This window comes from Pandoraea sp. SD6-2 (genome assembly GCF_000389825.1).
In the GTDB taxonomy this organism is placed as follows: Bacteria; Pseudomonadota; Gammaproteobacteria; order Burkholderiales; family Burkholderiaceae; genus Pandoraea; species Pandoraea communis.
This window is the reverse complement of sequence record NZ_KB944459.1, coordinates 40,556-61,865: the sequence shown is the minus strand read 5'-3', so window position 1 is coordinate 61,865 and position 21,310 is coordinate 40,556. Positions and strand designations below refer to the sequence as shown.

Sequence of the window (21,310 nt, the reverse complement as noted above, 5' to 3'; positions counted from 1 at the left end):
CGCAGCGCAATGCTGAGACAGGCGCCGAATTCCGGTTAGCGGATGGTCATCTATGAAATCGCTTCGTCACTTGGCAATTCACGACGGAATCCCACCAACATCCAGCGGCACAAACCTGCTTCGGCGAGGAAAATATCGTCAAAAAGACGTTACCTGAGCACTGCTCAGTTTTGAGGCCGAAAATCGCCCGCCGGTCGTGCGCTTTCAAAAAAAGGCGCCGGTCGATACCATGGGACCCAATTTCGATCACGCACCGTCTTCTATCCGTGTCAGCAGTGTCCGCCTGGGCAAAATTGCCCATCGTTGTGTGGGTGCGGCGCCAATTCGCACCGAACACTCTGCAAATCACGCTGCTGCTCGCCGGCATCGTTGGTCTGCTGGGGGCGTTAGCAACCGTGGCGTTTCGCGAAGCGCTCTCGGGCCTGCAATTCCTGCTCGCCGGACACCGCAGCGGCATGGTCGAACTCGCGCAGAACCTGAACTGGTGGCAGCGACTGCTGCTGCCCACCGCCGGCGGACTGATCGCCGGGCTAATCCTGCAATACGCCACGTTGTGGGTGCCGAAGAAGGGCGCCGACGACTACATGGAAGCGATTGCCATCGGCACAGGCGTGCTTAGCCTGCGCCAGACACTCGTCAAAAGCCTGTCGTCGCTGTGCTCGGTGGCTTCGGGGGCGTCGATCGGGCGGGAAGGGCCGATGGTGCAGCTCGCCGCGATGTTCGCGTCGCTCGTCGGCCGTATTCTCGCGTTTCCACCGGAGCGTCTGCGTTTGCTCGTCGCCTGCGGCGCGACGGCCGGGATCACGTCGGCTTATAACGCCCCGATCGCGGGTGCACTGTTCATTTCCGAGATCGTCTACGGCTCGATTTCAACGGCAACGCTCGGCCCGCTGGTCGTGGCCTCGGTCATCGCGAACATCGTCATCCGCCAGTTCCTCGGCTACGAAGCGGTCTATCAGATGCCGCGCTTCGACTTCGTTTCCGGCTGGGAGGTCTTCTTCTACGTGGGCCTCGGCGTACTCGCGGGTGTGCTCGCGCCGCTGTTCCTGCGTCTGCTCGACACCGCCAAGGCACGCTTCGGCGCATTGCCCGTGCCGCTGTTCCTGCGTCTGACGCTGGGCGGTCTCGTCGTGGGCGTGCTGTCGCTGCAAGTGCCGCAGGTCTGGGGCAACGGATACAGCGTGGTCAACTCGATCCTGCACACGCACTGGGCCTGGCAGGCGCTGGCGATGGTGCTGGTGTTCAAAGTGCTGGCAACCGCATCGTCGGCGGGTTCCGGCGCGGTGGGCGGTGTGTTTACACCCACGCTCTTCGTCGGCGCTGCACTCGGTAGCCTTTACGGCCTGGCGATGAACGCGCTCGCCCCAGCGACAGCCTCGGTGGCCAGCAGCTACGCGGTGGTCGGCATGGGCGCGTTTCTGGCGGCGACGACCTATGCACCGCTCATGTCGATCCTGATGATCTTCGAGATGACGCTGAGTTATCAGGTGGTGCTGCCCCTGATGTTGGCATGCGTGACGGCCTATCTCACCGCGCAGACACTGCGCGCCGACTCCGTGTACGCGAAGTCGCTGCGCCGCAATCGGGTTGCCGGCCGGTGGTTGTCGATGAGCAGCGAGGGCAGCGCGATGCGTCTGTCGTCGCTTGCGGTGGACAACGACGCCGTAGTGAGCGCCGCCGATCACTCGGAGAGCATCGGAGAGCGCTTTATCGCGACCGGCTATCGCAACCTCGTGGTGCGTGCACCGGACGGGCGCCTCGCCGGCACGCTGGACGCCGCGAACTGGTGGAAGCGTCAGGCCACCGGCAAGCCGGAACTGTGGACAGACGCGGTCACGCCATGCGAAGCACTCGACGGCGAAATGGCGTTAGTCGGCGCCCTGCGCGCGGTCGGCACGATGCACGCCGACTGGGTACCCGTGACGGATGGGGAAGGCAAGTGGCTGGGCGTCGTCTCGCTACCGGGACTCATCGACATCGTGACCGAAGAGCGGGGGCGCGAATGAGCCATCGACCGGGCCCGAGCCGCATCCAGCCGGCAGAACCGGCAACCGCCACAGACGGCACGCCTTACTCGAGGGTGTTCGACGACGTCTATCACAGCGTCAACGGAGCGCTGGGGCAGGCACGGCACGTCTTTCTCGGTGGCAACGATCTTCCCGAGCGCTGGCGCGGCCGCGAGCAATTCGTGATCGTCGAGACCGGCTTCGGTCTGGGCCTGAATTTCCTCGCAACGTGGGCCGCGTGGCGAGACGATCCGCAGCGGCCCAAGCGGCTGCATTTCGTATCGGTAGAGAAGTTTCCGTTCCGCGCGCAGGATCTGCGCCGCGTTCTCGAGTCGATGCTCGTGCTGCCCGGCATGACCGAACTGGCGCCGCTCGTGCAGCGGCTGTGCGACGTCTGGCCGTCTCCGGTGGCGGGTTGGCACCGGCTGGAAGTGGCGCCCGGCGTGGTGCTGAGCGTCGGCTTCGGCGATTTTTTCGATCTGATGCCTTCGCTGCGGGCGGGTGCCGATGCCTTCTATCTCGACGGCTTCTCCCCGGCCAAGAATCCCGACTTGTGGACGGCCAACATCTTCAAGACGCTCAGCCGCCTGGCGCGCGACGGCGCGACGCTGTCCACCTACACGTCTGCCGGACAGGTGCGGCGCGATCTGATCGCCACCGGCTTCGCCATGGCACGGCGGCCTGGTTATGGCTACAAGCGCGACATGCTCGCGGGCCACTACGCGCCACCGTACCGGATGCGCCGGTACGATCCGCCCGTGGCCCCGTCGCCACGAGCCCGAGAGGCCATCGTCGTCGGTGCCGGAATGGCGGGCGCGGCGATGGCGCGGCGGCTCATCGCGCGCGGCTGGCGGGTGCGTCTGTTCGAACGGGCACAGGCACCGGGCACTGCCGCATCGGGCAATCCGGCGGGCGTCTTTCATCCGCAACTCTCAGCGGACGACAATGTGTTGTCGCGCCTCACCCGCGCAGGGTTTCTGTACGCGCTCTCGCAATGGAGAACATTGCCGGGCGGGCTGCCCGGACGGGCCGACGGCTTGTTGCAGGTCGCCATGACCGACGTGGAAGCGCAGGCCATGCAGCAGCTCGCTGCCGTACACGGATATCCGGAAACGTACGCGAAGTGGGTCGACAAGACCCAGGCCTCGGCGCTTGCCGGGGAAACGCTGGCACACGGCGGTATCTGGTATCCGGAAGGCGGCTGGCTCGCACCGGCCATGCTGTGCCGCGCGGAGCTGGTCGCGGCCGGCCCGTCGCTTGACGCGCGCTACGGCGTGAACGTGCAACGGCTCGAACCGGGCAATGGCCGCTGGACCGCGATCGACGAGACGGGACGCGTGCTCGCCGAGGCCGACGTCGCGGTCGTGACGGCCGCCGATGTCTCACAGAAACTGCTCGCCCCGTATCTCGCGCCGGAGTTCCTGCCCGTCAAACGGGTGCGCGGGCAGTTGACCTTTCTGCCGCCCGACACGTTGCCCGAGTTGCGCGTGCCGGTCTGCGGCGACGGCTATGTCGCACCGTCGCCGCTCGGCGGCGCCGGGCCGGTCACAGGCGCGACATACGGCTTCGACGATCCGGCAGAGGAAGTGCGCGTGGCCGACCATCAAGCCAATTTGCGCCGTCTTGCCGCGCTACTGCCGGCCCGTGCCGACGTGTTCGGCGATGCAGGACTCGCCAGCGAAAGCGCCGCCGCCGAGCTTGGCGGACGCACGGCATTCCGCTCGTTAATGCCCGACAGGCTGCCGATGGCCGGGCAACTGCCGGATATGGCCGCCATCGAGCCGCTACGGCGACGGTTGACCGGTGGGCACCTGCGGGACCTGCCGCGTCTGGAAGGCCTGTACGCGAGCTTTGCGTTCGGTTCACGGGGGCTGGTGTTCGCGTCGCTGTGTGCGGAACTGGTCGCCAGCCAAATCGAAGGCGAGCCGTGGCCCATCGGTGCGGATCTGGCCGACGCCATCGACCCGGCTCGCTACGTGATGCACGCGCTGCGCAAAGGCTGACAGCCCGCGTGCGGGCGTGTCACCTCACACCACCGCTCGCCGCCAGGTTTCCGTTTGTTCCCGATCGCAAGCCGACACCCACGCATATCCGCTCGCCGCGTCCCTTACGCCTGCGTGTGACAGCGCCTAAAGTGTTTTTCTCCGAAAATCGGCGCTGCGCCAATAAATCGAATCTGACCCTATAGGGGTAAAAAGCCCGCCCCATGCGGGGCCGACGCGCCTACGGCGCTTGCCCCGTACCTTCCTGCGCTCGCCCAATGTTCGTCCCGCAAGCCTGACATTCCCCTTGTTCGGCAGGGTGAGGAAACGCAACCGTCCGAACGTCCTCGTGCGACGGGCCGACGGTCAACGTGACGGCCGTTTGAAATCGGCAGAAACCGAGTGTGGCAAAATGAACCCAACCCTTCGGGTTCGTCGCGCATTTGTCCTTCATCTGCAACCCCGCGCGCGACTTCTTTCCTTTTCACCACTTGATGCGCCGTCAAGCGGCGCAAAGCGAGCATTAATGACGTCGGAACTGTCCCTTTTTCCGGGCTGGCCGCCGGCGCCCGATCCCGTTTTCTTCGCCGGGCTGGCATTGGTATTTGCCGGACTCGCCGGGGAGATCTGTTTCCGGAAATTGCGCCTGCCGCGCATTACCGGTTACGCCGTGGTCGGGCTAGCCGGTGGCACCCTGGGTCTTTCCTCGATGCTGGACGCGCAGACAAGCGCGGCCATCCGGCTGCTGATCGACCTGGCACTGGGCCTGCTGTTGTTCGAACTGGGCAGCCGCCTCAACCTGAAATGGATGCGGGCGAATCCCTGGATCATCGTCACCAGTGCGCTGGAAGCCTTGCTCACCTTCGTGGCCGTCTATGCGGTGCTGCGCGTCTTCGGTGTATCGCCGCTGACGGCTGTCCTCATCGGCGCCATCAGCATGGCGACCTCGCCTGCCGTGGTCATCCAGCTCAAGAACGAACTGAGGGCCGAAGGTCAGGTGACGGAGCGTTTGCTGGCGCTGGCGGCGCTCAACAGCGTGTACGCAGTCGTCGCGGTCAAGCTTGTCTACGGCTGGATGCACCAGGCTTATCACTCCAGCTTCTGGGTGGTGCTGTTTCACCCGTTGTACCTGCTCATCGGCTCGATCGTGCTGGCATTCGTCCTTGCGAAAGCCTGCAATCTCGTCTTCCGCAAATTCGGCAGTCAGGACCATCACGCCTTCGTGGTGCTCATCGGTCTGATCATGTTGATGGTCGCGCTCGTGCATATGCTCAAGCTGCCGAATTCGCTCACGCTGCTGCTTGCCGGGATCATTTTCCGGAACGTCGAGGAGCGTCCGCAGCTTTGGCCCGCATATTTCGGCACGGCGGGCTGGCTGCTCGCGGTTGTGCTCTTCGTTCTGACATCGCTGGCGTTCCAGTGGCAATACGTCGTGATCGGCGGGTTGGCGGCACTGGCGATCATCGTCGTGCGCTCGCTCGCCAAGGTGGTGGGCACGGTTGCCTTCGCCCATCAGGCAGGAATCAGCTACAAGCAGGCCATCGCGCTCGGGTTGTCGTTGTGCCCGATGGCCAGTCTCGCGTTCGTACTCGTTGCCGATACATACGACATCTACCCGCAGTTCGACCCGATGCTCAAGGCCGTGGTGATGTGTGCCATTGCCCTGCTGCAACTGCTTGGGCCGTTGGCAGTCTATTGGGCATTGGCCCTTGTCGGTGAACGGAAGGATTAAGCCATGTCATTAGAAGAATTCATTCCCTCGAAGCCGTGCACTTTCGGCGTGGAGCTGGAGATGCAACTCGTCAATCGTCACGATTACGATCTGACGAAGGCCGCTGCCGATCTGATGCGGCTCGTGGCCAAGGAGACACATCCGGGCGAGATCAAGCCGGAAATGACCGAAAGCATGATCGAGTTGTCGACGGACATCTGCCATCAGCACAGCGATGCCGTGAAGCAACTCCGGCGGGTCCGCGATGTGCTGGTGGCCGCGAGCGAGCAACTTAACGTCGGCTTGTGCGGCGGCGGCACGCATGCCTTCCAGCGCTGGAGCGAACGCACGATCTACGACTCGCCGCGTTTTCACTTCCTCTCCGAGCTTTACGGCTACCTCGCCAAGCAGTTCACGGTGTTCGGTCAGCACGTCCATATCGGCTGTCCGGACCCCGACAGCGCGCTATACCTGCTTCACGCCATGTCGCGTTATATCCCGCACTTTATCGCGCTCTCGGCATCGTCGCCGTACGTGCAGGGGGTCGACACGGGCTTCCATTCGGCGCGCCTGAATTCGGTATTCGCGTTTCCACTCTCGGGCCGTGCGCCGTTCGTTCTGAAGTGGGAGGACTTCGAGACGTACTTCGACAAGATGGTGAAAACCGGGGTTGTCGAGAGCATGAAGGACTTCTACTGGGATATCCGTCCTAAACCGGGTTTTGGGACGATCGAAGTGCGAGTCATGGATACCCCCTTGTCGGTCGACCGCGCGGCCGCCATCGCCTGTTATATCCAATCTCTGGCCCGTTATCTGCTCGAGGAACGTCCGTTCGTCCTGAGCGAAGACGATTACCTCGTCTACACGTTCAATCGCTTCGAGGCCTGCCGTTTCGGTCTGGACGGCGCCTACGTGGACCCGCAGACGGGCGAGCGCACCACACTGGGGCAGCACGTTGCACAGACGCTGGAGGTCATCAAGCCGCACGCAGCGGCGCTGGAGGCCGAAGCTGCCTGTGAAGAAATCCGTCAGCTCGTTGCCTCGGGAAAGAACGACGCCGTTTGGTTGCGCGAAGTGTACGCCGACGCGAAATCGCTCAATGAAATGGTTCGCCAGCAATGCTTACGATGGGCGGCATGACCTGATGCCGCGGGAAACGGCGCCGTTTCCCGACCGTTTGTCTTTGGCAACACCCGTCGTTATGCGATCGGTGTAACGAAACCCCGCCTTGGCGGGGTTTTTTATTGCCTGCCTGGTTTGCGGCACACGGAATCTGCGGCACTGGACAGGACGAGCCTCCAGGGTGTGCCGCTAACGGGGCAGAACGTGTTGGCAGGGCCCGGATCACGCACCGCGAGCGCTGCGTTTTCCACTGTCCGGGCTGAGCGGGTTTTGCGGTTTTCGCGTCGCTCGTAGTCAGTTTTTAAGGTTTTAATAGGTTTACTGTATGTATACATAGTAGTAGTTAACAAAGGCAGCTCACTCCTGTGGATAACCACAGTTAACGCCGTGTAAACAGAAAGTTGCCCGAATGAGAACTGGATGGACAAACAGCGGGTATCCCAAGGACAACTCGGAACAGTTTTTGCCCCCTGTGGAAAGATTCGCAAGTTATCCCGAACCCATGCACATCTAGTCCGATAAGTTATCCATAAAGTTATCCACAGGCGCCTAAATTTTGTGCAAGACACCCCCGAAAACGGGGTTTTGTGGATAATTTTGATGTTCTTGCGTTGGCCGGCCGGTTCGCGGATACAATCTCGCCACTTCGTTTTTTCGACTTGCCGCGCGTGGTGTAAGAAGTGATTGATGTTGGTTTTGCTGGCGGTAACGAGCGAAATCGCCGGTACTGTCAAATTCTTCGATTCGCATGTCCAGAACGTGTTACCTGCGGGCACGCCGAGTCCTTATTTCCCCACTTTTCTGCGGAACCTTGCCGCCGCCGACTGGCGACTGGCAGTCGTGTTTCAAATAATTTGCGTTCTGTCCGAAACGCGGGACGGCGATTTCGTGCGCATGAAAAGCCTGCGGCGGCCGGAAATTTCTTGAGGATCGGGGAGAGTCTCCGATGGCTGACAAAGCAAACCGGAGATGAGCGGCAAGTAGCGACACGGCCCGCAAGCCATAGCCGGCGTGGCTTTGCGGGGAAAAATAAAAAAGATGCGGGATGCGACGCGGTTCGACAGACGGTTGTGCGTTACACCTATTCAGCAATCGATGAAATTCGCATGGGATGCGAAACATTTTTCGACAGAAAACGCTTCGCACCACGAGTGCGCAGGACACCAATATTTTGTAAACATCGTGAGTAGGATTTGGGAGATCAGTACAAGAACTGATACGCCAAAATTCAACTCAGAACACACAATGGAATCGTGGTGGGGCGGCGAGTTCAACAGCGACTTGCCGTCGCGTATCGACACGGAAGTGGCTTAGGGTTTCCCCCGGGCGGGGCGCCGAAATGAAGAAATTGCAATGTTTAGACGTGTGATGCACCGCCCGTGGGTTCATTTGACAAGCTGTATTACCGACGTATAGTTTTTAGAAATCCTAACGAAAATCATGGCTACTCCGACCCCACTAGATGAAGCGCTGTCCAAGCGCGTAACGGCAGGTTTGTTGCGCATGGGAACCGCGTTACGGAGCCACGCCTGGGAGGGCGCGGCAATGGCTGGATTGACGCCGACGCAGGGCGAGATTCTTACGCTTCTGCTCATGCGCGGCGTGCCGATGCGATTAGGCGAGATTGCGGAGGATGCCGCACTCACATCGGCCACGGTCAGCGAGGCCGTGAGTACATTGGAAAGCAAAGGGCTTGTCGAGAAACGGCGTGATGCCAACGATGGTCGTGCTCTCGCGCTTCGTCTGACGGCGCGCGGCAAGACGGCCGCCAAAAAGGCGTCGCAATGGCCGAACTTCCTGACCTCGGCGTCTGACTCGCTCGCCGACAAGGAATGTACCCAGCTCTACCGGACACTCGTCAAACTGATCTTCACGATGCAGGAGCGTGGCGACATGCCGCCGCAGCGCATGTGTCTGACGTGCAGCCACTTCGCGGTGTTGGAACGCGGCAAAGGGCAATACCACTGCAATCACTTCAATGCGAATTACGACGATTCGCACCTGCCGCTCGACTGCAACGCGCACGAGCTTGCCGACATCGCTGCGCAGCGCAAAGTCTGGAAGCTGTACAACAAGACCTGATCGGCAGACCGTCGTTCGTCATGCACAAGTGGCGTGAACGAAGGGGAAAAACGTCATTCGGTACCGGATGACGTTTTTTTTCGTCATGCGTTGTCACGCACACGATCGCCGCCTGCCTGTACACTGCGCTTTTTTGTATCCACGAAACCTCGTCGCATAGAGATGGCAGCCAAGCGCAGAATCGAAGTCAGGAAGTCCGGCGTCCACGGTAAGGGGGTGTACGCGGTCAAGCGTCTCAAGAAAGGGGATCGCGTGATCGAGTACAAGGGCGAGATCATTTCGTGGCGTGAGGCCTTGCGCCGCCATCCTCATGATCCGGCGCACCCGACACATACCTTCTATTTCAGTCTGGAAGACGGTCGCTGCATCGACGGCAAGGTCGACGGTAACAATGCCCGCTGGATCAACCACGCCTGCTCGCCGAACTGCGAAGCGCGCGAAGAGGGCGAACATGTCTATATCTACGCCACGCGCGAGATCGAGCCGGGCGAAGAACTTTTCTACGATTACGGTCTGGTGATCGACGCGCGCTACACGGCAAAACTCAAACGTGAATACGCCTGCCACTGTGGCAGCAAGGCGTGCCGCGGCACATTGCTCGCGCCGAAGCGCTGAGTGCGTCGGGCATTACCGGCGGTACGACACGCCGAGTCTGCGGGGGAAGCATTGCGGCATCGGTGCGGATCGGGCCGTGGTGAGGCGGCTGGCCGCGATGCCGTCCGATGCTGAGGGAAATGCCCCTAATGCGGTGACGGGGGGCAAAGAAACTTCAGGCGGGTGAGTTAGCTCGAGGCGCGATCACCGGCGAACTGATCGATGGCCAGCGCCAGATCGACGTCGCGTTGCGTCAATCCGTCGGCGTCGTGCGTCGAGAGGGTGATGTCCACGCGGTTGTAGACGTTGAACCACTCCGGATGATGATTCATCTTCTCGGCTTTGAGCGCGACCTGTGCCATGAAGCCGAAGGCCTCGTTGAAGTCGTGAAACGTGAAACTGCGTTGGATGGCGTCGCGTCCGACCACCTGGTGCCACTCGGGCAGCACTTCGGTCAGACTGGCGCGTGCCTCGGATGAGAGTCGTGTTGTCATGGCATTCCTTTCAAAGCGTTCAGTGCAAATCGGGCAGATTCGAGTTCACCGGGGCCGGCTAGGCGTCAGGAGGATTGTCGGCTGAGCCGGACGCAGTGCCCATGAATCGGCAGGGTTGCCGGTTCATTCGGGCTATTGTTCCACAGGCGGGCGTCGCGTGTGCGTGAGCCGCGTCTGAAAGCGCGACGTGTAAAGGACTAATCGCAGGAATCCGGGGCTGTGACAGGCACTAGGGAAGACAGGCCCGGAACGCACCGGGCCATGCCATCATGCCGGCAACAGGATTTGCGTGTCTTCGGGACGACGGGCGTTGGCCTCGAAAGCCTGCTGCTCGGCGAACGTCTTGAACAGCGCCGGCAGGTCGGCGCGCATGGCGTCGAACAGTTGGGCAAAATCATCGATCACGAAGTACGTCTGCTGGAAGGTGTCGATGCGGTATTGCGTGCGTAGCACCCGTTCGAGCGAAAATCCGAGGCGATTGGGCTCGCGCGACGTCAGCGAGAACTCGGTTTCGCCACGGCTCGAGACGATACCGGCGCCATAGATGCGCAGACCGTCGCCGTCACGCATCAGACCGAATTCGACCGTGTACCAATACAGACGCGCGAGCAGCGGCAGTGCCCCCAGCGATTGCGCGACCTTGCCGGCCTTGCCGTAGGCTTGCATGAAGTCGGCGAACACCGGATTCGCGAGCAACGGCACGTGACCGAAGACGTCGTGGAAGCAATCGGGTTCTTGCAGGTAGTCGAGCTGATCGGGACGACGCATCCACCAAGTGGCCGGGAAACGGCGATTGGCGAGATGATCGAAGAAGACGTCGTCCGGCACGAGGCCGGGCACGGCCACGACTTGCCAGCCGGTTGCCGCCATCAGTTTTTCGTTCAGGCGAGCGAACTCGGGCACGCGGCGCGCGTCCATGTCGAGAGCGCGAACGCCGTCCATGAAGGCGTCGCAGACGCGGCCCGGAAGCATGGCCGTTTGACGCGCGTAAAGTTGCTGCCATACCGCGTGATCGATCGCGCCGTATTGTTCGACGGGCTGATCGATGGTGAAGTCGGGCCGGGTTGTGAGACCGGCATCGAATTGCTCCTGGAGCATGGCGGTAATGGACATGATACGAACGACTCAATCAAGCAGTTGCAATGATTAAAAGTGTAGTGCGCATCGCATGCGAAATGGGCGCATAATGCGCCTGTGGTGAAAGTCGTTTGCATAAATCTCGCATAAAAATGTACTTTGTTGCGGAGAATCGTCATGCTTGATCTGGATCAATTCGATTTGGCTCTTCTGGACGCGTTGCAGAGGAACGGTCGGGAAACGCATCATCAATTGGCGGAGCGCGTGGCGCTTTCGCCGTCGCAGATCGGTCGTCGCCTGCAAAAGCTCGAGTCGGACGGGATTATCGAGGGGTATCGCGTGGTACTGCGCCCCGAGGCGTTGGGCCTGACGGTGACGGCGTTCACGTCGCTGCGGCTGAAACATCACGGCGACAAGCCCATCGAGAACTTTCAGAAGCAGATAGAACTATTGCCGGAAGTGCTCGAATGCCACGCGGTGGTTGGCGAAGCCGATTACCTGCTGCGCATCGTGGTGCCGGATCTGAACGCCCTGTCGACGTTCGTGATGAAACGGCTCATGCAGGTGCCCGGTGTGGAGAATGTGCGCTCGAACATCGTGCTGAGCGCGTTCAAGCGCAGCAATGCGTTACCGCTGCACTACGTGGTCACCAAACAAACGCAACGTTAAGCGGGCGCGGCGTCATGCCGCTTCGCTTTGCCGCATTCCCCGGACTGGCCCGGCTTGCCGGCGCTATTTCGCTGGCCTGACCGATGCAAAGCGCGGCCAGCCGGCGGCGCTTTGGCCCGTCCCGGCTGCCCGTTCGCATCAGTCGGCGGGCATCAGCCATGGCTTCACGTAGCATCCATAGATCAACGACTGGACAAGCGCGACGGTGGAGCCGACCAACACTTCGATGACGCGCAGCACGGCGAGGCTCGGTTCTTCATACAGGCCCCGCCCCCAATCCCGGCTGATTCCGATGCAGCCACGCCGCCATTCCGAAATATCGTGCCCCGTCGCAGATCTGAGGGGGAACGGTTCGAATTGCCAAAGATCGCGGGTTAGAATCGCCTGACAAGAATTCGGGAGGAGTCCGGCATGCATCGTCGAACGCAACGCGTCTGGCTGACCGCGCCGATGGCGTGGGCGGCACTGTGTCTTGGAATGTTCGTGACGTCGCCGGCTCAGGCGGCGCGTGTCGCGAGCGTGAGTCCGCAGGGCGAGGTCGCCAGCGTAGACCAGGTGGTCGTCAAATTCGACGAAGCCATCGTGCCGGCGGGTGATCCGCGCGCTCAGGCACCGGCCACCGTGAGGTGCTCCGATACCTCGCTCACCGGCGAGGGCCATTGGCTCGAACCGAAGATCTGGGTTTACGACTTCCGACAACCGCTCCCGCCTGGCGCGAAGTGTTCGGTCGAGATGCGCAGCGGCTTGTCCGCCGTCTCAGGTGCCGCGCTATCGGGCACCACGCGCTATGCATTCAACACCGGCGGCCCGGCCGTCACGTCCATCCGTCCGTCGTACGGCGCCATCGACGAAAACCAGATATTCATCCTCACGCTTAACGGTGCGGCAACCCCTGCCAGCGTGCGCCAGAACGCCTGGTGCGAAACCGAGGGCGTTGGCGAGCGCATCGGCGTGAAGTGGATCGAGGGCGATACGCGAAGCGCGCTGATCAAACGCTTCAATCTCGATAAGCAGGCTGCGCGCGTGGTCATGCTGCAATGCAACCGCACGCTCGCGGCAGGTTCGAAGATGCATCTGGTTTGGGGGGCGGGCATCAGCACGCCGTCGGGGGTGCCGACCAAGCAGGCTCGACGCTTCGAATACGACGTGCGCGAGCCGTTTACCGCCAGCTTCAGTTGTGAGCGTGAGAACGCGAACGCACCGTGCACGCCGTTGCGCCCGCTGCGTCTGACGTTCAACTCGCCGGTCGCTCGCGATATGGCGGCCAAAATCCGCCTGCAAGGCGCGGGCGCGGAGCGCTCACCGAAGTTCACTGATTCGGATCGCTCTTCGAGCGTGAACGAGGTGACGTTCGATGCGCCTTTCCCTGAGAAAGCCGAACTGACCGTCACGCTCCCGAAGGGATTTACGGACGACAGTGGTCGCGTGCTCGATAACGCCGGCGAATTTCCGCTGAAAACGAAAACCGCGACGATGCCGCCGCTCGCCAAGTTCGCTGCCGCACCGTTCGGGATCGTAGAGCGTTTTGCCGAGCCCGGCATGCCGCCGATGTTGCCGGTCACGCTGCGCAAGGTCGAGCCCGTGCTGCAGATCAATGGGCTCGGTGTTGCCGGAGAGGCCGCCAAAGCGAATGAGGGCGGCCGCACCCTGCAGTTGCGCGTGGACGACGATGCCGAAGTCATGAACTGGATGTCGCGCGTGCGTCGCTTCGATGAGACGACGATGACGCGCAAGCAGATTGCGCAGGAGATGCCGTCGATTCTGACTGCCCCGGCGGCGAAAGACGCTTTCGGCCCGAACGCGGCGGTGATCGTCGAGGACAAGGTCACGCGTTACGACACGCGTAGCCTGTCGTTGCTGTCGGGATTGCAGGGGGTTCAGGCGTTGACCTTGCCCGTGCCCAAGGAGAAGGACCTACGCCCGTTCGAGGTGGTGGGCATTCCGTTCCAGAAGCCCGGCTTCTATGTCGTGGAGTTGGCTTCGCCGTCGCTCGGGGCGGCGCTGCTCGGCAAGTCGTTGCCGATGTACGTGCGTACCACCGTGCTTGTCACGAATCTCGGTGTGCATTTCAAGATGGGCCGCGAGAACGCCGTTGCATGGGTGACGACGCTTGACAAAGGCCAGCCGGTCGCCAACGCGAAGGTGCGGGTGCTCGATTGCGATGGTACGGAAGTCGCCAGCGCTGTCACGGACAAGACGGGGGTAGCGAAGATCGACAAATCGCTCGAGCGATACCGGTATTGCGAGAAGACCATGCGCTCGGGGTACTTTGTCGTCGCGCGCACGCAAGGGAACGATCCCGACATGGCGTTTGTATCGTCCGACTGGGATCGCGGCATCGAGCCGTGGCGCTTCCATGTGCCGACCGATGGTGGCAGCAGTCCGACCGTGCGCGCACAGACGGTCTTCGACCGCATGCTGTTCCGTGTCGGCGAAACGGTGTCGATGAAGCACTTCATCCGCCAGGAAACCATGCAGGGGCTGGCATTGCCGGCGAGTCTGCCGTCTCAACTGACGATCACGCACCAAGGCTCAGGACAAACCTACACACAGCCTATCAAGTGGCGCAACGGGCGGTTGGCCGAGAACACCTTCCAGATTCCGCAAGGCGCGAAACTCGGGGAGTATGCGGTAACGCTCGACTATACGGATACCGATTCGCGCCCGAAGTCGTATCCCTCGTCGCTCGACGCAGGACACTTCCGCGTGGAGGCCTTCCGTCTGCCGGTGCTCGCGGGCTCGATTGGCGTGCGCGACGCGGGGAAGGCTCCACTCGTCAACAAGACGGAAGCGCCGGTCAACGTACAGGTGAATTACGTCGCGGGGGGACCCGCCGGTAATTTGCCCGTGCGCGTCTCCGCGCTGTTGCGCGTGCGTGACCTGACGTTCGACGGATACGACGATTTCAGCTTCATGCCCTATCGTCCGCCGTCGGCTCAGTCGGGGGCCGACGATGACGACCAGGGCAACGACGAGAGTTCGGGGTCGAGCGATCAGAAGCTGGTGGCCGACAAACAACGGCTGGTGCTGGATCGAAACGGTGCTGGCAGTCTGACGCTCAAGGATCTGCCGAAGGTCGATCGTCCGAGCGATCTGGTGCTTGAAGCGAGTTTTGCAGACCCGAACGGCGAGATTCAGACGCTTCGCGGTAACGCCACGCTTTGGCCCGCGAATCTGATCACCGGCGTGCGCAGCGAGAGTTGGGTATCCGTGACGAACAAGCTGCCGGTGAAGGCACTCGCGCTCGATCTGCAAGGCAAGCCGAAGGCCGGGGTTGCGATGGATGTGCGTGCCGAGGCGCGAATTACCACCAGCAGCCGCAAGCGAATGGTGGGGGGCTTCTACGCCTACGACAACCGCATCGAGGTCAAGGATCTCGGAACCGTGTGCAGCGGGAAGACGGACGAGCGCGGTTTGCTGTCGTGCGACGTATCTCTCTCTCAGCCGGGCGAGATCACGCTCGTTGCACAGGCCAAGGACGACAAGGGTAATTTAAGCACCTCGACGACGAGTGTATGGGTGACGGGACGCGGCGAGGTCTGGTTCGGTGGCGACAACACCGACCGCATGGACGTGCTGCCTGAGCGCCGCGCCTATGAGCCGGGCGAGACGGCCAAACTGCAGGTGCGCATGCCATTCCGCTCTGCGACGGCGCTTGTGGCGATCGAGCGCGAAGGGGTGATGGAGACGCGCACGATGGAGATCTCGGGCAAGGACCCGAACATCTCCCTCAAGGTCGATCCGTCCTGGGGCCCGAACGTCTATGTGTCGGTGTTGGCGGTGCGCGGTCGCATCCATGAGGTGCCCTGGTACTCATTCTTCCAATGGGGTTGGAAGCAGCCAATAGAGTGGTTCCGTGCCTTCTGGTACGAAGGCCGGGAGTATCAGGCGCCGACGGGGCTGGTGGATCTGGGCAAGCCGGCTTATCGCTTCGGGCTGACCGAGTTGCGCGTGGGCACGGCGGGACAACGTCTCGGCGTGGAGGTGAAGCCCGATGCGGCGGCCTATCCGGTGCGAGGTCACGCCAAGGTGCGCATCAAGGTCACGCAGCCGGACGGCAAGCCGGTGGCGGCGGGATCGGAGGTTGCCGTTGCTGCGGTTGACGAAGCACTGCTCGAACTGGCGCCGAACACGAGTTGGCGTTTGCTCGACGCCATGTGGCAACGGCGCAGCTATAGCGTGACGACCGCCACCGCGCAGATGGAGATCATCGGACGCCGGCATTACGGCCGCAAGGCGGTACCGGCAGGCGGGGGCGGGGGCAAGAGTCCGACGCGCGAGCTGTTCGACACGCTATTGCTCTGGCAGCCGCGTGTAGTGCTCGACGACAAGGGCGAGGCGAGCGTGGACGTACCGCTCAACGACTCGTTGTCCAGCTTCCGCATCGTGGCCGTTGCCGACGATGGCAAGCCCGGTGCGCAGGCGCTTGGCTGGTTCGGCACGGGGACGGCGACCATTCGCACCACGCAGGATCTGCAACTGATCTCGGGATTGCCGCCGCTGGTGCGCGAAGGTGACAACTATCGTGCCCAGTTCACCGTGCGCAATACGACGCAGCACCCCATGCAGGTGCAGTTGAGCGCACGGGCGACCCAACTGACGCTGGCACCGCAACGCGTTGATGTGCCGGCCGGCGAGTCGCGTGAAGTGGCTTGGGAAGTCACGGCGCCTGCCGGGCTGGCCGACACGCGTGCACAACGATTGCTGTGGGAGGTGAGTGCTCAGGCTCCGGCGGCAGGTGGGGCTCCTGCGGCGAGCGACACGATCAAGGTCGGGCAGGACATTCAGCCATCGTTGCCTGCGAGCGTTCAGCAGTCGGTGCTCACGCAGGTCGAAGGCAGTCTGACGTTACCGATGGCGCCGCCGTCGGGCGCTGTGGCGGACAGCACCGGCAAGCTGCGCGGCGGCGTGCGCATCAGCATGCAGCCGCGTCTGTCGCAGGGATTGCCCGGCGTGAAGCGCTGGTTCGAGCTGTATCCGTATGCCTGTCTGGAGCAGCAGGCGTCGAAGGCGCTCGGCTTACGTGACGTCGCCCAGTGGAAGCGGGTGATGGGCATGCTGCCGTCGTATCTCGATGAGGACGGGCTGGCGAGCTACTTCCCGCCGCAGGAGGGCTTCGCCAATCAGGGCAGCGATACGCTTACCGCTTATCTGCTGGCCGTGAGCAGCGAAGCGAAGGCGCTCGACCCGGCGTACGTTCTGCCGGACGACGCGCTGGCTCGCATGGAGGACGGCCTGACGGCGTTCGTGGAAGGACGCCTCACGCGTCGCTTCTGGGCACCGCGCGACGATCTGACACTGCGCAAGCTCACCGCGATCGAGGCGCTGTCCCGGTATGGACGGGCAAACGCGCGCATGCTGAGTTCGCTTGCCGTTGCGCCGAACGATTGGCCGACGTCGGCGGTCATCGATTGGTATGCCATCCTGCAACGCTTGCCCGATGCGCCGCAGCGTGCCGAGCGTTTGGCACAGGCCGAGCAGATCCTGCGCGCGCGCCTGTCGTATCAGGGCACGCGGGTGGGCTTCTCGACACAGGCGAGCGACGGGCTCTGGTGGCTGATGGTTGGCCCGGAGACCAACGCCGCGCGTCTGGCGTTACTGATGAACGCGAACCCGGCCTGGAAGGACGAAATGCCCCGTCTCGTAATCGGGCTGCTGGGGCTGCAATCGCGCGGTGCCTGGTCGACGACAACGGCCAACGTGTGGGGCGGATTGGCGGTGGATCGCTTCTCGGCACGCTTCGAGCGCGACACGCCGACCGGGCAAACCGCCATTCAGTGGCAGCGCGACAACCAGACGAGCGGCGCCGTGCAAACCGTCGACTGGGCCAAGCTCAAGGCGGGCACCGTGCCACCCACGGTCTCGCTGCCGTGGCTGAGCCACGTCGCCGCCGGCACGGACAGCGCGCGCGATGTGTTGCGTCTCGAGCAGACGGGGGCGGGTAAGCCATGGGCGACGATCCAGAGCTTGGCTGCCGTTCCGCTCAAAGCGCCGTTCGCGGCCGGCTACCGCGTGACGCGCAGCGTTCAGGTGCAAGACGCTGCGGATCGCTCGGGTGACAGCTTCGTGCGGGGTGCCGTGCTGCGTGTGCGGCTGGATATCGACGCACAGGCCGATATGCGCTGGGTCGTGGTGAGCGATCCGCTGCCCGGCGGGGCGACGGTGCTCGGCGGCGGGTTGGGACGAGATTCGGCTATCGCTACGCAAGGGGAGAAGAGTGAAGGCGCGATGCCGGCGTTCGAGGAAAGAGCGCAGGACGCTTATCGTGCGTATTACGACTACCTGCCAAAGGGCCAGCATCGGATTGAGTACACGGTGCGTCTGAACAACGTGGGCAAGTTCGCCACGCCGCCGACGCGTGTCGAAGCAATGTACGAGCCTGCGATGTACGGCGAGACGCCCAACGCGCCCGTGCAAGTGGTGCCTGCGAAACCGTGACGAATGGGAGCCGGGCAGACATGACGTCGAACTTCTTTGCACCGGCGGCGGCGCTGCCCCGCGACGCACGCCGCTTCTGGTGGCTGGCCGCTGTCGCGGGAGCCGCCTATGCGCTGTCGTTGCGTGGGGCACCGTACGCCGATCAGGCGGTCGCGAAGGCGCTGTTGTGCGCGTTGCTCCTGTTCGCCGCCTTGCACCACCGAATGCCGCGCGAGCGGGTGTGGTTGTGTGCAGCCTTGTTCTTTTCCGGCGCGGGCGATGTCCTGCTCGCGTTGCCGACGTTGGCACAGGGCTTCGTGCTGGGGCTCGCTGCCTTCCTGCTGGCTCATCTCGCTTATTTCGCGCTCTTCTGGCGTTTGCGGCGACCCTGGACGCAGGTGCCCGGCTGGCATCGCGTCGCGATCGTGCTGGTGTGGGTGACGGCGGCGCTCGCGTACGCGATGTACTGGCCCGGCATGGGGGAACTCAAGGCGCCTGTGGCATGTTACGTGATTGTGCTTGCGATGATGGCGTCGGCGGCGCTGCTCGCCGACGTCCGCGGAGAGTGGGCCGCCGTCGGCGCGCTGCTCTTCACGATCTCGGATGCGCTTATTGGCGCCACGCGCTTTGTTGGCACGATTCCGGCGCAGGAGTACGCCATCTGGATTCTCTACGCGCTTGCGCAACTGCTGCTGACCGCCGGCATCATGGCAGTGCGCGTGCCGCGACTGGCGCAAGAGGGCGAGGAGCATGCGCCCAGTGTCTGACGTTCTTCATGGTTGGGGTGTTGCGCGTCGTGTCGTATTGAGCGTCGGGTTGGCGCTTGGGTTGTTGCAGGTGTCGGCACCGGCAAGCGCGGTGCCGTCGTTTGACGAGGTGCGGCAGGACTGGCGCGCTTCCGACTGGATTCTGCTGGATCGCCGGGGTGAACCGCTGCAACGCCTGCGGGCCGACATGCAGGCGCAACGCGGCGATTGGGTGACGCTCGCCGAGGTATCTCCGGCCTTTCGTCAGGCGTTGATCGCCTCTGAAGACAAGCGCTTTTATGAGCACAGCGGCGTCGACTGGCGAGGCGTGGCCGCCGCCGCGTGGGGTAACCTCTGGCACTCGCGCACGCGCGGCGCGTCCACGCTGACGATGCAGTTGGCGGGGCTGCTCGACGACGATCTGCGCCCGAGTGCGCGCAATCGATCCGTCACTCAGAAGATCGGTCAGGCGGCGACGGCGGTATGGCTGGAGCAGCGTTGGCGCAAGGATCAGATTCTCGAGGCGTATTTGAACCTCGTGCCGTTTCGCGGCGAACTTGTTGGCATCTCGGCTGTGTCGCAAACGCTCTTCGGCAAGCTGCCCATCGGCCTTGATGCTCGCGAGTCGGCGCTGGCCGTTGCGTTGCTGCGTGCGCCGAATGCGGCCGTCTCGCGCGTGGCGCAGCGCGCTTGCGGCATCCTGCGCGACATGGGGCAGGCCACCGATTGCAACGGACTGGACGGCTACGCGCAACTCGTGTTCTCGAGACCGGCAAACGTGATGACGACGCGCGACGCCGTCAACCTCGCGCCGCATTTCGCGCGTCGCATCTTCAGCGCGAGCCGCCCGCCGGCGGGCACGCGCATCACCAGCACGCTGGATGCGAACCTCCAGCGCATGGCCGTCACCACCTTGCAGCAGACCCTGCGCGAGTTGGGCACGCCGGGTCGCTCGCGCAACGTGCAGGACGGGGCAATTGTCGTCATCGACAACGCAAGTGGCGACATTCTTGCCTGGGTGGGATCGTCGGGCGTCTTGTCTTCCGCCGCACAGGTCGACGGTGTCACGTCGTTACGGCAGGCCGGTTCGACACTCAAACCATTTCTCTACGCACAGGCGATTGCCGAGCAGCGCCTGACGGCGGCGTCGCTCCTGGACGATTCGCCCATCGATCTGCCCACGGGCGGCGGCCTGTACATTCCGCAGAACTACGACCGGCATTTCAAGGGATGGGTGAGCGCACGCACTGCGCTGGGTTCGTCGCTGAACGTGCCTGCCGTGCGCACGCTCGTGATGGTCACACCGCGCCGGTTCGCCCAGACGCTCGTCGCGCTCGGCCTGCCGCTCACGCAGAGCGGCGACTACTACGGTTACAGTCTTGCCCTCGGCAGCGCCGACGTTACGCTGCTTTCGCTGACGAATGCCTATCGTGCACTGGCCAACGGCGGTGCTGCCAGCGGTGTGAAGGAACGTATGCCCGAGACGGCCCGCACGCGCGGCGACAACGCCAGGGGAACGGTCCGGTCCGAGGGACATACGGCTGTCTTTTCCCCGCAGGTGAGTTTCATCGTGTCGGACATGATTGCGGACCGGCAGGCGCGCACCCGCACGTTCGGCCTCGATAGTCCGCTCTCCACGCGTTACTGGACCGCCGTGAAGACCGGCACCAGCAAGGACATGCGCGACAACTGGGCCGTCGGGTACTCGCGGCGCTATACCGTCGGCGTTTGGGTCGGTAACGCCGATGGTGCGCCGATGTGGGACGTCTCCGGGGTGTCGGGTGCGGCGCCCATCTGGCATCGCATGATGGACTATCTGCATCGCCGGACGGCAAGCCTGCCGCCAGCGCCGCCGCCGGGTCTCGAGCATGTCGCAGTGCAATACGCGGAGCACGTTGAACCTACACGCGAAGAGTGGTTTCTTCCCGGTACTTCGCAAAGCACGATTGCCCTTTCGTCACTCGCGACCAAAGCGCCCGGCGGGCCGCTCTGGCGAATTGCCGGGCCGGCCGACGGCACCATCGTGGCACTGGACCCCGACATCCCGCCCGCCAACCAGCGACTGTGGTTTCAGGTGGCGGCCGCTTGGCCCAAAGGGGCCGCGTGGCGGCTCGACGGCAAGCCGCTTGCGGGGGGCGCGCGCACGGGCTGGCTGCCGTGGCCCGGGCGTCACACGCTCGAGCTTGTCGACGCTGCCGGCGTCGTTCGCGACAGCATACGTTTCGAGGTACGCGGTGCGACATTGACCGATGGCAAGCGCATGCGCAATGCGAGTCGCTGAGCGCATGTGCGCTCGATGGGATTTGTCAGGATTAATTTTTGATGTGGCAGACGCGTCCACGCGATGCACGCTACACTGAAACGAGACTGTCAATGCGTGACGCGATGTGAAGGCGACGAGTTCAGGTCC

General features: G+C 63.1%; 13 protein-coding genes. 11 read left to right on the top strand and 2 right to left on the bottom strand.

The features are described 5' to 3' along the window. Positions 1-311: 311 nt before the first annotated feature. The 7 genes from C266_RS25740 to C266_RS25710 all read left to right on the top strand — a co-directional run bounded on the left by C266_RS25740 (position 312) and on the right by C266_RS25710 (position 9,518). Entirely contained in the window at positions 312-2,006 is a 1,695-nt protein-coding gene (locus C266_RS25740) for a ClcB-like voltage-gated chloride channel protein (RefSeq protein WP_370855814.1), read from the top strand. Beyond that, positions 2,003-4,009: a bifunctional tRNA (5-methylaminomethyl-2-thiouridine)(34)-methyltransferase MnmD/FAD-dependent 5-carboxymethylaminomethyl-2-thiouridine(34) oxidoreductase MnmC gene (gene mnmC, locus C266_RS25735; protein WP_010806649.1), complete on the top strand. Its 2,007-nt coding sequence runs from the start codon at positions 2,003-2,005 to the stop codon at positions 4,007-4,009. The genes C266_RS25740 and mnmC overlap by 4 nt, the downstream gene beginning before the upstream one ends. Before the next feature lie 505 nt (positions 4,010-4,514). Continuing rightward, complete coding sequence (locus C266_RS25730) at positions 4,515-5,720, top strand: cation:proton antiporter (protein ID WP_010806648.1); 1,206 nt, start codon at positions 4,515-4,517, stop codon at positions 5,718-5,720. A 3-nt stretch (positions 5,721-5,723) separates the two neighbouring features. Further along, positions 5,724-6,839 (top strand): YbdK family carboxylate-amine ligase, encoded by a 1,116-nt coding sequence (locus C266_RS25725; protein WP_010806647.1) that lies wholly within the window; start codon positions 5,724-5,726, stop codon positions 6,837-6,839. Between the two features lie 669 nt (positions 6,840-7,508). Then, positions 7,509-7,748, top strand: a complete 240-nt coding sequence (locus C266_RS25720) for a hypothetical protein (RefSeq protein ID WP_010806646.1) — start codon at positions 7,509-7,511, stop codon at positions 7,746-7,748. 513 nt (positions 7,749-8,261) lie between these two features. Continuing rightward, complete coding sequence (locus C266_RS25715) at positions 8,262-8,903, top strand: MarR family winged helix-turn-helix transcriptional regulator (protein WP_036664609.1); 642 nt, start codon at positions 8,262-8,264, stop codon at positions 8,901-8,903. 162 nt (positions 8,904-9,065) lie between these two features. Further along, positions 9,066-9,518, top strand: coding sequence for an SET domain-containing protein (locus tag C266_RS25710; protein ID WP_010806644.1), 453 nt, complete (start codon positions 9,066-9,068; stop codon positions 9,516-9,518). A gap of 167 nt (positions 9,519-9,685) precedes the next feature. Here the strand turns inward: C266_RS25710 and C266_RS25705 are convergent, their stop codons facing one another. Both C266_RS25705 and phhA read right to left on the bottom strand, forming a co-directional pair. Next, the gene (locus tag C266_RS25705) at positions 9,686-9,991 is read right to left on the bottom strand and encodes a 4a-hydroxytetrahydrobiopterin dehydratase (RefSeq protein WP_010806643.1); all 306 of its coding nucleotides are present in this window, start codon (positions 9,989-9,991) and stop codon (positions 9,686-9,688) included. Positions 9,992-10,258: 267 nt separating this feature from the next. Further along, positions 10,259-11,104: a phenylalanine 4-monooxygenase gene (phhA, locus tag C266_RS25700; RefSeq protein WP_010806642.1), complete on the bottom strand. Its 846-nt coding sequence runs from the start codon at positions 11,102-11,104 to the stop codon at positions 10,259-10,261. A 141-nt stretch (positions 11,105-11,245) separates the two neighbouring features. Between phhA and C266_RS25695 the strand changes: the two genes are divergently transcribed. From C266_RS25695 to pbpC, 4 genes are all read left to right on the top strand, one after another. After that, positions 11,246-11,737 (top strand): Lrp/AsnC family transcriptional regulator, encoded by a 492-nt coding sequence (locus C266_RS25695; protein WP_010806641.1) that lies wholly within the window; start codon positions 11,246-11,248, stop codon positions 11,735-11,737. A 411-nt stretch (positions 11,738-12,148) separates the two neighbouring features. Beyond that, the gene (locus tag C266_RS25685; RefSeq protein WP_010806639.1) at positions 12,149-18,175 is read left to right on the top strand and encodes an alpha-2-macroglobulin; all 6,027 of its coding nucleotides are present in this window, start codon (positions 12,149-12,151) and stop codon (positions 18,173-18,175) included. A 20-nt stretch (positions 18,176-18,195) separates the two neighbouring features. Further along, a complete protein-coding gene (locus C266_RS25680) occupies positions 18,196-18,921 on the top strand; it encodes a lysoplasmalogenase (RefSeq protein WP_010806638.1) in 726 nt (241 codons plus the stop codon). Continuing rightward, positions 18,905-21,181, top strand: a complete 2,277-nt coding sequence (pbpC, locus tag C266_RS25675) for a penicillin-binding protein 1C (RefSeq protein WP_051126573.1) — start codon at positions 18,905-18,907, stop codon at positions 21,179-21,181. The genes C266_RS25680 and pbpC overlap by 17 nt, the downstream gene beginning before the upstream one ends. Positions 21,182-21,310 lie beyond the last annotated feature (129 nt).